Annotated in this window: 11 protein-coding genes and 1 pseudogene; 3 read left to right on the forward strand and 9 right to left on the reverse strand. The window is 60.5% G+C overall.

Annotated features, from left to right (window positions below; all coding sequences use genetic code 11):
- Nucleotides 1-106 precede the first annotated feature (106 nt).
- On the forward strand, nt 107-1,786 hold the full coding sequence (locus tag SIC17_RS06760; RefSeq protein ID WP_412546773.1) for a glycoside hydrolase family 9 protein: 1,680 nt from the start codon (nt 107-109) through the stop codon (nt 1,784-1,786).
- An 89-nt stretch (nt 1,787-1,875) separates the two neighbouring features.
- On the forward strand, nt 1,876-4,449 hold the full coding sequence (locus tag SIC17_RS06765) for a glycoside hydrolase family 3 N-terminal domain-containing protein (RefSeq protein WP_412546774.1): 2,574 nt from the start codon (nt 1,876-1,878) through the stop codon (nt 4,447-4,449).
- Between the two features lies 1 nt (nt 4,450).
- Here SIC17_RS06765 and SIC17_RS06770 read toward each other — a convergent pair whose 3' ends face one another.
- From SIC17_RS06770 to SIC17_RS06805, 8 genes are all read right to left on the reverse strand, one after another.
- Nucleotides 4,451-5,812, reverse strand: a complete 1,362-nt coding sequence (locus SIC17_RS06770) for a gluconate:H+ symporter (protein WP_412546775.1) — start codon at nt 5,810-5,812, stop codon at nt 4,451-4,453.
- Nucleotides 5,800-6,825: an SMP-30/gluconolactonase/LRE family protein gene (locus tag SIC17_RS06775; protein ID WP_412546776.1), complete on the reverse strand. Its 1,026-nt coding sequence runs from the start codon at nt 6,823-6,825 to the stop codon at nt 5,800-5,802. Before SIC17_RS06775 ends, SIC17_RS06770 begins: the two co-directional genes overlap by 13 nt.
- A complete protein-coding gene (locus SIC17_RS06780) occupies nt 6,825-8,219 on the reverse strand; it encodes a glycoside hydrolase family 3 C-terminal domain-containing protein (RefSeq protein ID WP_412546777.1) in 1,395 nt (464 codons plus the stop codon). The genes SIC17_RS06775 and SIC17_RS06780 overlap by 1 nt, the downstream gene beginning before the upstream one ends.
- Nucleotides 8,220-8,259: 40 nt before the next feature.
- Nucleotides 8,260-9,135: a glycoside hydrolase family 3 protein gene (locus SIC17_RS06785; protein WP_412546778.1), complete on the reverse strand. Its 876-nt coding sequence runs from the start codon at nt 9,133-9,135 to the stop codon at nt 8,260-8,262.
- 59 nt (nt 9,136-9,194) lie between these two features.
- The gene (locus SIC17_RS06790; RefSeq protein ID WP_291891079.1) at nt 9,195-9,695 is read right to left on the reverse strand and encodes a gluconokinase; all 501 of its coding nucleotides are present in this window, start codon (nt 9,693-9,695) and stop codon (nt 9,195-9,197) included.
- Nucleotides 9,696-9,700: 5 nt separating this feature from the next.
- Nucleotides 9,701-11,281 (reverse strand): sodium/sugar symporter, encoded by a 1,581-nt coding sequence (locus SIC17_RS06795; RefSeq protein WP_291891078.1) that lies wholly within the window; start codon nt 11,279-11,281, stop codon nt 9,701-9,703.
- Nucleotides 11,282-11,499: 218 nt separating this feature from the next.
- Entirely contained in the window at nt 11,500-12,195 is a 696-nt protein-coding gene (locus SIC17_RS06800) for an IS6 family transposase (RefSeq protein ID WP_412546779.1), read from the reverse strand.
- Between the two features lie 9 nt (nt 12,196-12,204).
- A complete protein-coding gene (locus SIC17_RS06805; protein ID WP_412546780.1) occupies nt 12,205-12,354 on the reverse strand; it encodes a hypothetical protein in 150 nt (49 codons plus the stop codon).
- 240 nt (nt 12,355-12,594) lie between these two features.
- Between SIC17_RS06805 and SIC17_RS06810 the strand changes: the two genes are divergently transcribed.
- Complete coding sequence (locus tag SIC17_RS06810) at nt 12,595-14,076, forward strand: methyl-accepting chemotaxis protein (RefSeq protein ID WP_291896713.1); 1,482 nt, start codon at nt 12,595-12,597, stop codon at nt 14,074-14,076.
- Nucleotides 14,077-14,159: 83 nt separating this feature from the next.
- On the opposite strand, the pseudogene SIC17_RS06815 reads toward SIC17_RS06810, so the two are convergent.
- A pseudogene (locus SIC17_RS06815) lies at nt 14,160-14,856 on the reverse strand (IS6 family transposase).
- Nucleotides 14,857-14,876: the final 20 nt, after the last annotated feature.

The following is a 14,876-nucleotide window of genomic DNA, read 5'->3' on the forward strand; positions in this document are numbered from 1 at the left end:
CGAATGTGCGCTTGCCGAGGATTTCGCCCCGATTGTCATGAACTAGACCGGGTTCGAAACGACCGGTCCCAAGCTGGCCATCCTGCGTGCCGACACCGAGACACCTGTGAACTGGCGCGTGCTGGACGCGGACGGGACGCCTGTCGCCAGCGGCACATCCGAGCCGTTCGGCTATGATGAAAGCGCCGGGGAGACCGTCCACCACATCGATTTCGCGGCACTTTCAACGCCCGGAACAGGCTTCACGATTGAAGCCTGCGGGGCACGCTCGCGTGCCTTCTCCATCGGCGCCCTGCCCTATGCAGAGCTGGCGGAAGACAGTCTCAGATACTTCTATCTCAACCGTCTCGGCACGCATCTCGACCCCGCCTTCACGGGCGGCGAGGCCTGGGCCCGTGCGGGTGGGTTTTTCGGGAGCCAGGTCACCTGTTTCACCGGCACCGACATGACCGGAACAGAGTGGCCGGGATGCGATTATCATCTCGACACCACCGGTGGCTGGGCGGATGCGGGCGACTACGGCCAGTACGTGGTCAATGGCGGGATCTCGGTCTGGACGCTCCAATACGTCTATGAACGTTTCCAAGCTCTCGGCGAGCTGGCGGAGTTCGGCTGGAACGGTGAGCGTGTGACCTTGCCCGAAAGTGAAGACGGGGTCAGCGAAATCCTGCTCGAAGCGCGCTGGCAGCTGGAATTCATGCTGGCCATGCAGGTGCCGGAAGGCGCCTCGGTCTGGGTGGACGCGCGCGAGGACGAAGCGGAACAATCCCGCCCGATCCTGGTAGATGGCTCCGGCCTCGTCCACCACAAGCTTCATGAGCGCAGCTGGTTGCCCTTGCCTCTGCTGCCGGAGGATGCCGCTGAAACCCGATATCTGATCCCGCCAACGACTGCAGCCACGCTGAATCTGGCCGCGTCGGCAGCGCAATGCGGACGGGTCTGGCGCGAACTCGACCCTGTCTTCGCAGATCAATGCCTGAGCGCCGCGCGAAGGGCCTTTGCCGCAGCAGAGCGTTACCCCGACCTGCTTGCTCGCAATACGTTCGATGGCGGCGGCGCTTATGGCGACCTCGATGTTATCGACGAATTCTACTGGGCCGCCATCGAGCTCTGCCTGACCACAGGAGAGGCGGCGTACCGGCAATCAGCGCTGACCTATCGAGAACAACTGAGCGGACGTCGGCCCATCTTCTGGGCAAACACCGAAATGCTGCCGGAACTCTCCCTGTTGCTCAGCCAAGATCATCCGAGTCTGCGCGAACAGGCGAAGACCATCGTTCGGGCCAGCGCCAATCAGTACCAGCAGGAAATGACCTCTGGCGGCTATCACTACCCGCTGACCCCGAGCGAGATCACCTGGGGGTCCAGCGCCAACTTGCTCAATCGCGCCCTTGTCATGGCGGCAGCGCATGACGTCGATCCGGAACAGGGCTTCCGGGATGGCGTCGTGCACGCGATGGACTACCTCCTCGGGCGCAATCCGCTCGACCAGAGCTACATCGCCGGCTATGGCGCGCGCCCGATGCGGTTTCCGCACCACCGCTTCTGGGCCAATGGCGCCGATCCGGAGTTTCCCGAGGCCCCGCCCGGAGCGCTTTCCGGCGGGCCCAATCATCGCATCATGATCGATCCTATCGCGCGCGAAATGGAAGGTGAATGTGCCCCCCAGACCTGCTGGGCCGACCATGTTGACGCCTATGCGCTGAACGAGGTGGCCATCAACTGGAATGCGCCGCTGTTCGCCATCTCCGTCTATCTGGAAGCCACACAAGCCAATAACAACTAGGCGAAAAACCGGATTGTGTGCCTCTTCACACCCGATATTGACAACGTTGTCTAAATACGATCATCTAGCCTCAAACAGGGGAGCCAACAATGCCGCTACATCGTCCGTCCAGTACCGCTGTCTCCATGATCGCCCTTTCGGCGGCCCTGGGGCTCGCCGGCTGCCAGCTCGCTTCTGACGCCGAGCTGGAAAGCGCGGATACGGCAATGGCGGAGCCTGTCTTCGTCGACTTGCCGGAAGCGGCCACTGCCGACGCGGCCAACTGGCCCGCAATCACACCGCTTCCGCTGGACCCGCAGGTCGAAGCCCGGATCGACGAGATCCTGGCGATGATGACGGTTGAACAGAAAGTGGGGCAGACCATCCAGGCGGACAGTGGTTCCGTGACGGCTGAAGAAGTCCGCGAATACCGGCTCGGCTCGGTGCTCAGCGGGGGAAACTCGGCCCCTGGTCCGCGCCCCTATGCCGATGCTGACACCTGGCTGGAAGCGGCGGACGAATACTTCAACGCCTCGCTTGACCCGACCGGCGTCGAGATCGCGATTCCGATCATCTGGGGCATCGATGCCGTCCACGGCCACGCCAATCTGCGCGGCGCTGTCGTCTTCCCGCACAATATCGGCCTGGGTGCCGCGAACAATCCGGACCTGATCGAGGAGATCTACCGGATTACCGCACGCGAACTGTCGGTCTCCGGTCATGACTGGACCTTTGCCCCCACGCTGGCCGTTCCGCGAGATGATCGCTGGGGCCGCACCTATGAGGGTTTCTCAGAGGATCCGGAAATCGTGCATGCCTATGGCGAGCGCATCGTCTGGGGCTTGCAGGGTCGGCCGGGCACAGACGAGTTCATGGCTCCGGGCCGGGTCATCTCTAGCGCCAAGCATTTCCTCGCCGATGGCGGCACGGCAGACGGTCGCGACCAGGGCGACGCCCAGATCAGCGAAGCGGAACTTCGCGACATTCATGCCCAGGGTTACTACACGGCGATCCCCGCGGGCGTTCAGACAGTCATGGCCTCCTTCTCCGGTTGGAATGGCGTGCGCATGCACGGCAATCAGAGCCTGCTGAACGATATTCTTAAAGACCGCATGGGCTTTAACGGCTTTGTCGTCGGTGACTGGAATGGCCACGGCCTGGTGGCCGGCTGTTCGGCAACGGATTGCCCGGAAAGCTTCAACGCCGGCGTCGACATGTACATGGCTCCGGATAGCTGGCGCGAGCTCTATCATTCCACACTCGAACATGTCCGGGCAGGCCGCATTTCAATGGAGCGGCTGGATGATGCTGTCCGCCGTATCCTGCGTGTGAAAATTCAGTCGGGCTTGTTTGAACAAGTCGCGCCGAGCCAGCGTCCACTGGCCAATGATGACAGCGTTCTGGCAGCCGATGAACATCGCGCTATCGCACGTCAGGCAGTCCGTGAATCCCTGGTATTGCTGAAGAACAAGGACAGTCTCCTCCCTCTCGACCCTGGCATGACCGTGCTTGTCGTGGGCGATGGTGCTGACCATATCGGCAAGGCCTCGGGCGGATGGACCCTGTCCTGGCAGGGCGGGGATTATCCCAATGAGGAATTCCCGGCCGGTCAGACCATTCTCGACGGCATACGCGAAGTCGTTGAAGCCGCCGGGGGGCGCGTGATCTTTGATCCGGAAGGTGATGACGACCATGACGCCGACGCTGTCATCGCGGTCTATGGCGAGAACCCCTATGCAGAATTCCAGGGTGATCGGGAACATCTCGACTTCGTGCCCAACGGTTTCGATACAGAGCAGCTCGAAGCCTACTCCGCCGCGGGCATGCCCGTCGTCAGCGTCTTCTTGTCCGGTCGTCCACTGTGGACCAATCCGGAAATCAACAACTCGGATGCCTTCGTAGCGGCCTGGCTGCCAGGCACGGAAGGCGGCGGCATTGCCGACATGCTCTTCCGCACGCAGCCGGACTTTGACTTCACCGGGCGCCTGTCCTTCTCCTGGCCAGCCAGCGCTGTCGGCGGCCCGGTCAATCGTGGTGACGCGGACTACGCGCCCCTGTTTGCCTATGGCTATGGACTGAGCTTTGGAGATACGCAGGAACTGGCAGATCTGCCCGAAGCTTCCGGCCTGTCGGCTGAGGACCTTGCTCCGAGCGGAGCCTTCTATCGCCTTGGGCAGGCTGTCGCGCCGTGGAGCGTCCAGGTCGGGTCGGGTAACAGCTGGAGCGACGCTCCGGAAGAGCGGCTGGAAACTGAAGCCCTGACCTTGGGCCGAACCGACCGCACGGCGCAGGAAGACTCCCTGCATTTCATCTGGCACCAGGCCGGAGTGGGCGTTCGCCTTGGCACGGCTGAACCCCAAGATCTCTCACGTGAAGCCAATGGCGCGATGGAAATCTCCTTCCGGGCCCGCGGCTATAACAGCCGCGACACCTGGGTGGAGATCGGCGCCTCATGCTCCAGCACGGAAACGTGCGAGCATTTTGTTCCTGTCCGCATCACCCAGGGGCCCTGGCAGGAATACCGGGTCAGCCTGAGCTGTTTCACCGAAGCCGGTGTGGACCTGACAAACACGCAAGCCGTCTTCATCCTGCGTTCCGAGGAAGAGAGCGGTGAGATCGGTCTGGGCGATATCGGCCTCGCTTCCGACACCGACGCCACCCAGACCTGCGGGGATGCCCGCTAGCTCAGGCCAGCAGGCTCAATGCCAGACAAGCGAAAAGACCGGTGATGCTGAGCAGCGTGGACGAGACTGTCCACGTTTTCAGCGTCGCCGCCTCGCTCAAGCCGAATATCCGGCTGACGAGCCAGAAGCCGCTGTCATTGACATGCGACAGGGCCGAGGCGCCCGCTGCAATCGCGATCACGATCAACGCTACGTCAAACCCACCCAGATCCTGACCAATTAGCAGGGGAGCGGTCATGCCGGCCGCTGTGATCATCGCAACTGTCGCGCTGCCCTGGGCCACGCGTACAATCAGGGCCAGAGCATAACCGAGCAGGATCGGTGTCATACCAAAAGCCAGAACAAGACCTGCCAGCTGGGCCCCGGCTCCGGTATCGACCAGAACCTGTTTGAATGCCCCGCCCGCGCCGGTGACCAGGATCACCGCGCCAGCCGGAGCAAAAGCTTCCGCAATGCCGCGGCTGACCCTATCACGAATGGGTTGGGGCTTGTTCGCAACGACAAGCCCGGCGATCGCACAGCCAATCAGCAGGGCAGCAAAGGGATGCCCGACAAGAGCAAAAACATCAGAAGCGGCACCGCCAACCCCTGTCAGGGCAAGGACGGCCTGTGTCAGGATCAGGACCAGCGGCAGAAGGATAAGAAGAAGCACAATCCGCCCGCTGACGGCATTCTCGATTTCATCAGACACCCCGTCATGACCCAGCCTGGCCTCCGGCATCTGGCCGAAACGCTCCAGCGCGTTGGCAAACACCGGACCGGCGACCAGCAGAGCGGGGATGCCAGCCGCCAGTCCGGCCTGGATCACCCAGGCCAGGTCCGCGCCGAGAATATCGGCAACAGCAACCGGACCGGGTGTCGGAGGAATAAAGGCGTGGGCAATGGCCAAGCCTGCAAGCAGCGGCAGACCGAATGCCAGGACAGGCCGACCGGCTCGTCTGGCGAGGGCGACCACAACCGGCGCCAAAACAATCAGGGCAACATCGAAAAACACAGGGATCGCCACCACGAGGCCGATCATACCGGTCATCAGCTGACCACCAAAGCCGCGCCGCTCTCCCAGCAGCAGGCGCGCCAGCCTGGGCAGGCCGCCTCCAGCCTCCAACAACGCCCCAAACAGGCTGCCTAGGCCGACGATTACGGCGATAAAACCCAGGGTCCCACCCATGCCAGCCGTAATGGTTGCATAAGCCGCTTCAGAGCTCATGCCCGCTGCGAGCGCCGCAATCAGGCTAACGCCGATCAAGGCCGTGAACGCCGGGATTTTCCATTTCAGAACCAGCCACAACAGCAGCGGGATCGCCGCGAGAGTAGCGAGCAGCGGGCGATAATCCTGCCAGTTCTCCAGCCCTAGCTCCGCCATTGCAGACCCCGGGTGTTTGTCCGCATTCGCAGCAAATGGTCATGCGCCGTGATGTAGAGCCAGTCGCCATTCACACCGCCAAAGGCGCAGTTCGCCGTTGCTCTACCCGTCAGGATCCGCGCAAGCAGGTCACCGCGCGGTGAGAGTACCAACACCCCACCCGGCCCGGTCGCAAACACCAGCCCGTCCTCGTTGACACACATCCCGTCCGGCAATCCCGGATCGCCCGCGGCCAGGAAATACGACGCATCGAACCAGAGTTCGAGTGCACCCGCAGGACGACCTTCTCGCAGCGGCGCCCGATAGATGTGCGGAGCCTGAGGGTCAGACTGCGCCACATAGAGCCAGTCCTCGCCCGGGGACAACGCTATCCCGTTGGGGAAGGTGAGGTGATCAAACAGGCGTTCGCACTGACCGTCCGGCGCCAGTCGATAGACGCCATTAGCAGACATTTCCTTGAGCGGCGAGGCATCCAGCCCCTCAAGGCCATAGGGCGGATCGGTGAAATAGATCGAGCCATCATCGGCCCGCACAAGATCATTGGGACTGTTGAAACGCTGGCCTTCAAAGTTCTGAACCAGCGTCTCCCGCGCCTGTGTGTCGAGCTGCATGCGCTGAACCGCGCGCTCACCATGATTGCAGAGATAGAGCCAGCCATCCTCGCCGTACCAGAGTCCATTGGCGCCCGGTTCGCGCATGCCGACCGCTCTCGAGGCATCGACGCCGGAAGGATCAAGGAATGTCTCCAACCCAGCCGAATCCGACCAGCGATAGGCCCGGTTGCCCGGAACATCGGTGAAATAGAGGCACTGCCGTACGCGGTCCCAGCTTGGCCCCTCACTCCAGGTAAAACCGTCGGCTAGCTGCTCCAGCCCCCACGCGGCCCGGAACAATGGCTGCGCACTGGCATCATGAAGCTCGACCGAGATGGGAAGCGAACGCGACGCACATCCATCCAGCCCCATCGCTGCAAGCCCGCCAAGACCTGCAAGAGTTTCCCGTCGTGTCGGCATCACTCAGTCTCCACCCGGGTCGCGATCGCGGCAGCAGGCTGATCCGTGTCGAACCCGGTTTCAATCTGCACGTCCGCAGAGGACTTGAGATCGAGAGAACTGGCGCCAACGTGGAAGACCAGCTGGCCCGGCTCGACCCTCCAGACGCCTGGCGCCTGGAAAACTGCCGCCTGTGCCGGGGCCAGCGTGAACCGGACCGTCACACTTTCTCCCGGAGCCAGGGAGACACGCTCGAAACCGCGCAGCTCGATGCGCGGACGGGCAACCGAAGCGACGGGGTCACGCATATAGAGCTGGACGACTTCATCCGCCTGGCGATCACCGGTGTTGGAAATCTCTACCGAGAGGCGGATCTCGTCATCGACAACAGCGGCGTCGAGTTCACCGTATTCAAACGTTGAATAGGAGAGCCCGTGCCCGAAGGCGTAGAGCGGCGTGATCGGCTGGTCCATATAGCGGTTGGTGTCACGCGACAGATCCGGATCTGCCGGGCGGCCGCCCGGATATTCCGAATAGGTGAAAGGCGCGGCGCCCGTCGCCCGCGGGAAGCTGACCGGAAGACGGCCTGCCGGAGAGGTTTCTCCAAAGACGATATCGGCCAGGGCCGGACCTGCCCCCACACCCAGCATCCAGGTATTCAGCACCGCATCCGCTCGCTCAGCTATGTCGGGGATCGCCAGCGGGCGGCCGGTCACCAGCACGACCGTCACAGGCTGTCCAGTGTCGAGAATGGCCGACACCAGGGCGCGTTGACTGTCTGGGAGGAAGAGATCCGAACGGCTGCGCGCTTCACCCGACAGGTCGAAGTGCTCGCCGACAACCAGCAGCACACGATCCGCAGACCGGGCCAGTGCAACAGCTTCATCCAGTCCGGAAAGGTCGTCGCTGCGCGGATCCGCGCCTGCTGCATGGACGATCTCCACACCTTCCGGCGCGCCATCGCGCAAACCATCAAGCAGGCTGATAACGTCCTCCGATCGCCCCTGCGCTCGCCAGGACCCCAGCTGGGTCGAGGCATCCGTCGCCAGTGCGCCGATGACTGCCACCCGGCCCGCGCCGGCGTCCAGCGGCAAGGCTTGGTTCTCATTCTTCAGCAGGACCACGCTGCGCGCTGCGATGGCTCGCGCCGCTTCCCGATGATCGATAGCGAGAAGCTCAGATTCCTCGCGCTCGACCTGGTGATAGACCATCGGTTCGTCAAACAGGCCCAGACGCTCCTTCGCGGTCAGGATGCGCCCAACGGCCAGGTCCAGATCGGCTTCCAGCGCCGGGTTCGCCGCAATGGCATCGCGCAATTCCTCTACAAATATGCCGCTCGTCATGTCCATGTCGACGCCCGCTTGGAGGGCCAGGGCCCCGGCGGCAGCGCGCGATTCCGCCACGCCGTGATTCATCAGTTCGGCAATCGCGTTCCAGTCACTGACGATCAGACCATCAAAAACCCCAGCGCGCGCGAAGCGTCCCGTCGATCAGCGCCTCATTCGAGGTCGAGGGCACGCCGTCAATATCGTTGAACGCGGTCATCATGGAGCCCGCGCCCTCCTGTGTCGCCGCGTAGAAGGGCGGCAGATAGGTCTCGTAGAGACTGCGCTCGCCAATGTCCGCGGTTCCATAATCGCGGCCCCCTATTGGCACGCCGTAGGCGCCAAAATGCTTGGCCGTCGCCAGGAGTGTGTCTCCAGCCGCGAGGCTTTCACCCTGGAAGCCCTGAACCTGCGCTTCCGCCATTCGCGACCCGAGATAGGGATCCGCGCCTGCCCCCTCCACGATGCGCCCCCAGCGCGGATCACGCGCGATGTCGATCATCGGGGCAAACGTCCAGTGCAGACCTGAGGCGGATGCTTCCTCGGCAGAAATACGTGTGGCATTTCGCCAATCGGCCTCATCCCAGGTCGAGGCCATGGCGATCGGCACGGGGAAGATGGTGCGATAGCCGTGCACGACATCCATCGCAAACAGGAGTGGAATGCCCAGACGACTTTCCTCAACCGCGACACGCTGCAACTCTGCCAGCGGCTCTGCACCCGCGACATGCAGATAGGACCCGACCGCGCCGGCGCGGACACGGTCCAGCTCTTCAGGTGTCAGGCGGGAGTTGAGATTGCGGCTGCGACCACCCGCGGCCTGGTGGAGCTGGCCGAGCTTCTCTTCCAGCGTCATCTGCGCAAGCAGACCTTCGACCCGCTGGGAAAACTGCGTCTGCGCCCGCGTTACACCGGCCTGGGCAACCATATTCTGTGGACCGCTATCCTCCTGACAGGCCGCCAGGACAATCAGCGGCAGAGACAGGGTGACGGCACAGGTACGCATTCTGACAACGTAGTCAATTTTGGACATGGTGTTTCCTTTGTTCTTATCGGCACCCCGGCTCAAACAGCGACGGGCGCTGAAAGGCGGTGGTTCAGTTCTTCGAGATTATGGGCGAGCGGTCTTGTGGCATCGAGCTGCCACGCCTCGGCCGGCGGTTCGAGCGCCTCGAACTGGCTGCGCACGAGTGCGGCGGGCATGTAGTGCCCCGACCGGAAGCGGACACGTTCACAAGCCGTGTCCTCATCCAGCTTCAGCCAGCACCAAGACACCTCACGATCCAGCCCCTCGGTCAGCCAGCCGCGTACGGTATGGTTCAGCGCCGAACAGGTCGCAATCACGGTGTGATCGCTCAACGCGTCTATCGCCGCCCTCATGGAGCGGATCCAGCTGCGGCGGTCGTCATTGGTCAGCGGCTCGCCCGCAGCCATCTTGCGGATGTTCTCTGACGGATGAAAATCATCCGCCTCCAGGCAGCACCAGCCGGTTTGTTCGGCCAGCGCAGCGGCAAGTGTCGACTTCCCGCTGCCCGAGACACCCATGATGACGATCAGGCGAGCCATCTATCCTACCAGAATGCCCAGTAGAGAAGTCCGAGCGTGATGACGACGATCAGCGCTCCGAGATTGTAGAGGCTGGAGGTCGAGAACGAGACACCGTCAATGGAGACGGCCTTCTCGCCCTGGTCCTTGCGCTCGATCACGGCCATGGCGAACATGATCCCCAGGCACGCCAGGAAGATCCAGCCGACACGGTCAAGGAACGGCATCCAGTCCATGTAGAGTTTGCCGAGCACCGACAGACCAAAGGAGCCAACCGCTGCTGCCAGCGCGCCGTTGGCGGTAGCCGATTTCCAGAAAACACCGAGCACGAACAGCGCCACAATGCCCGGCGTGAAGAAGCCGGTGAACTCCTGGATGAACTGGAATGCCTGCGGGAAATTGCCCAGCAGCGGCTGAGCCACCGCGACGGCAATGATCACCGCACAGATGGAGACCAGACGCCCGACCGTCACCAGATGCCCCTCGCTCGCCACTTCTCGCATCGGCTTATAGATGTCGAGCGTAAAGATGGTGGAGATGGAGTTCATCATCGAACCCAGGGAGGAGACGATGGCAGCAATCAGAGCCGCAAAAATCAGACCTCTTATACCCACCGGTGTCAGGGCCATCAGGGCGGGATAGGCCGCATCCGGCCGACCAACCTCGATGCCGCTGGACGCGTCCTGGGCCAGCACAAAGGCTGCGATGCCCGGAACCACGATGATCAGCGGCATGAAGAGTTTCAGGAAAGCGGCAAACACGATGCCGCGCTGGGCCTCATCAACGGATTTGGCGCCCAGCGCCCGCTGGATGATGTACTGGTTGAAGCCCCAGTATGAGAAATGCATCACCCACATGCCGATCATCAGCACACCGATGCCCGGCAGGTTCATGTATTCCGGATGATCGCTGTCCAGGATCATGTCGAACTTGCCCGGCGCCTCGTCGATCAGAACGCCCATACCGGCAATGACACCCGCGCCATCGCTGACCTCGTTGAGGGCAATCCATGTGATCAGACAACCGCCGCCGACCAGCATGGCCACCTGGATGATGTCCGTCAGGGCCACCGCTTTCAGCCCGCCATAGATGGAATAAGCCACGGCAAATGCCGCCAGAACGATCAGCGCGAAAGTGATGTCGAAACCCGTCAGGGCATTGATCGCTGTTGCACCCAGCCACAGGATCGCGGTGAGATTCACAAATGTGTAGAGCGCCAGCCAGAAGATCGACATCACCGTCTTGACCCGGCCGTCATAACGACGCTCCAGGAATTGCGGCATCGTGTAAATCTCGTTCTTCAGGAAGACTGGCAGGAAGAATTTGCCAACGACGATCAGCGTCACGGCGGCGAGCCATTCATAGGTGGCAATTGCCAAACCCACGACATAACCCGAGCCGGACATGCCGATGATCTGTTCGGCCGAGATGTTCGCTGCAATCAGCGAGGCACCGACCGCCCACCACGGCAAGGCCTTGCCGGCCAGGAAGAAGTCGGAGGAGTCCTTTTGATGCCCCGCCTTCTCGCGGCTGACCAGAGTCGCGATAGCAATCAGTGCCAGCGCATAGCCGAACACGATCACAAGGTCGAACGTCGATAACTGCATTTTCTACCCCGGGTCGGCTGTCGCGGCTGAACCAGTCTGCCTGACCTCATTCCTGATAACGTTGTCAATTGATCACTCAATCGCTAGAGAATGTCAATTCTATCCGAATTCCAACCGGACGTGAGGAAAGTTTATGGCAGTCGCGAAATCCCGCATTCCTGAGCTGGTGCTGTCAGACGAAAGCGAAGCGGACTCGAAAGACCGGGACCGAGCCTAACTCAGGCCGCGAGTTGACACCATTCGAGCAGGGTTTGAGTACGGCTTTCCTTGAATTCTTCTCGCCGGTAGAAATGGCGTTCGAGATTGAAGTGGTTGTGGATGGAGGACTGGACGGCGGCGAACTTTTGAAGACTTCGCATCGACCTGAACCGGGTCATGATTTTCTCTCGTCGCCGCAATGGCTGGTGTGAGTTTTCGGCCCTGTTGTTGAGCCACCTCCCCGTCTCCTGGCGGCCCGCATTTCCTAATTCTCGCATCGCCGATTTGTAGGATGGAAGTTTGTCGGTGACGATCGCCTTGGGTCGGCCGTAACGTCTCATCGCCTTGCGCAGAAACTTCAATGCAGCCTTGCGATCACGGCGCTTGGTGACATACGCCTCGAGCACTTCACCCTCATGATCAACAGCGCGCAAGAGGTAATGTAGCTCTCCGTTTATCTTTACGAAAACCTCATCCAGATGCCACGCCCAATTCGAATAGTTCGTGCTCTGCACGCGCCGTTTTCGGATCTCCTTCGCGAAGAGTGGACCGAAGCGGTTCCACCAAAACCTCACCGTTTCATGCGTGATGTCGATACCGCGCTTGTGAAGCAGATACTCCACGTTCCGCAGCGAGAGCGGGAAGCGGATATACATCATCACCGCAAGGCGAATGATCTCGGGCGATGTTTTGAAATATTTGAACGGGTCACGCATACGCGGAGGCTACGAAACGGCTACCTTGCGCTCAAGGCCAAGTTCTTCTGACAACGTCTTTTCGACGTTCCGCAGCGAGAGCGGGAAGCGGATGTACACCATCACCGCGAGGCGGATAATTTGGGGTGAGGTTTTGAAATATTTGAACGGATTACGCATCGCGCGACGCTAGGAAACTGGCGCTCCACTCTCAAGCCGAAGTTCCTCTGACACTGCCTCAGCACGGAAGGTGATTTTGGTGTTGACGATTATGGAGGGCGACTGGATGCGCGAGCGGAGATCGGCGCAAATCGAGCTGCACGTATGAAAACGGCATCGCATCGATTGTGGATGGTTAGCCATCTACTAACGATTTCGATTTACTCAGTGTCGTAACGCAACTGGGCAGTTGAGGATACGATGCTTACTCAATCTAGAACCACTAACATCAAATCCAAATTCGACGCGATAAGCAGGTCGCAGGCGATCATCGAGTTCGATACGTCAGGCAAGATACTTTTGGCCAATGAGAATTTTTGCAATGCGATGGGGTATTCGCTCGATGAAATTCGAGGGCAGTACCATCGGATGTTCGTCGACGCTGAGTATGCTGAGACCGATGAGTATCGCGAGTTCTGGGCACAACTCGGGCGCGGCGAATTTTCGGCGGCTGAATACAAACGACTCGCGAAGGGGGGGCGTCCCGTTTGGATTCAAGCGAGCTATAATCCGATTTTTGATGACCGAGGCTCTCCGATCGGCGTCATTAAGGTGGCGACCGACATAACAGGCGAAAAACAGCGGCAGGCTGAAATTGCGGGCAAGCTCGAAGCCGTCGATCGAGTGCAGGCCGTCATCGAGTTTGATATGGATGGCATCATCCAACATGCCAATGAGAACTTCCTGGCAGCCGTTGGATACGATCTCGATCAGGTTGTCGGCAAACACCATCGGATGTTCATGGATCCCGTTGAGGCGGAAAGCGACGCGTATCAGACGTTCTGGTCGGAACTCAATTCGGGCCAGTTCAAAACCGGAGAGTTCCGTCGCATAGGTAACCATGGCAAAGAGGTTTGGATCCTGGCCAGCTACAACCCCGTGTTCGACCCTGACGGTCAACCAATTAAAGTCGTTAAGTTCGCGACCGATATCACCGCTCAAGTCCAGGAAAGGGCAGAGCGAGCGGATGCGCAAAACGGGATAACGCGAGACCTCGAAAAGATCTCAACATCCGCGTCGGAGGTTTCGCGACAATCGGCTGAAGTCGCGACGTCTTCTGAGCAAGCTTCACAAGGCGTCCAGTCCGTCGCTTCTGGAGCTGAGGAGCTTGCTGCGTCGTCACGTGAAATTTCCCAGCAAGTTTCTCGGGCGATGGAAGTTACGCGCAATGCCGTCGAAGAAGCGGATGTCACCAATGAGTTCGTCTCCGGGCTATCCGACTCGGCAAACCGGATCGGTGAGATCGTTGAAATGATTAATGCAATCGCCGAGCAGACCAATCTGCTTGCCCTCAACGCCACAATTGAGGCGGCCAGGGCCGGTGATGCAGGGAAGGGTTTCGCCGTTGTCGCTAGCGAAGTGAAGGGCTTGGCCAACCAAGCCGCAAGGGCCACCGATGAGATCGGTGCGCAGATCACCCAAGTGCAAGACGTAACTGCCAAATCGGTGACTGCGATCCAGTCGATCCGCCTGACCATCGGTGAAGTGGACGAGATCTCGTCTGCGGTCGTGGCGGCTGTTGAGGAACAAAACAGCGTGACGTCGGATATTTCTGCGAGCATGCAGCAGGTCGCATCCGGCATGGCGGATGTAACGCGCAGTATGCAGGCTATTGACGAGGCGACCGGGGAGGTTGAAGCGGCAACTAAGGTCGTGAGGAAAGCCGCCCAAGCCATCTGTTAGTGCAAGCTTGCGAGGGTCAATAGTCAGGATGGTGCTGTCAGACGAAACCGGATCGGTCTCGAAAGTCGAAGTTTGAGCCCAACTCAGGCCGCAAGCTGACGCCATTCGGCCAGAGCGGCGGAGCGGTTTACCTTGAATTCTTCGCAGCGTTAGAAATTACGTTCAAGGTTGAAGTGGTTGTGAATCGACGACTGGACGGCGGCGAACTTTCGAAGACTCCGCGTCGACCTGAACCGGTTCATGATTTTCTCTCGTCGCCGCAATGGCTGGTGTGAGTTTTCGGCCCTGTTGTTGAGCCACCTCCCGGTTTCCTGCCGGCTGGCAATTCCGAGTTCACGAAGCGCCGCTCTGTAGGACGGAAGCTTATCGGTCACGACCCGCTCCGGCGCCCCATATCGCTTCATCGCCTTGCGCAGAAACTTCAGCACTGCCTTGCGATCACGGCGTTTGGTGACAAACGCCTCAAGCACTTCACCCTCATGATCAACGGCCCGCCAGAGATAGAGGAGTTCGCCGTTTATTCGGACGAAAACTTCATCGAGATGTCAGGTCCAGTTCGAGTAGTTTGTGCTCTGGACGCGGCGTCTTCGGATCGACGTCGCGAAGAGTGGACCGAAGCTGTTCCACCAAAATCTCACTGTTTCATGAGTGATATCGATGCCGCGTTCGTGGAGCAGATCCTCGACGTTCCGGAGCGACAGCGGAAAACGGACATACAGCATCACGGCCAGGCGGATGATCTCGGGCGACGTCTTGAAAATATTTGAATGGGTTACGCATCCGCGGAGGCTACGAAACCG

Origin of the sequence: Maricaulis sp. MIT060901, assembly GCF_047123815.1 — a bacterium.
Classification (GTDB): domain Bacteria; phylum Pseudomonadota; class Alphaproteobacteria; order Caulobacterales; family Maricaulaceae; genus Maricaulis.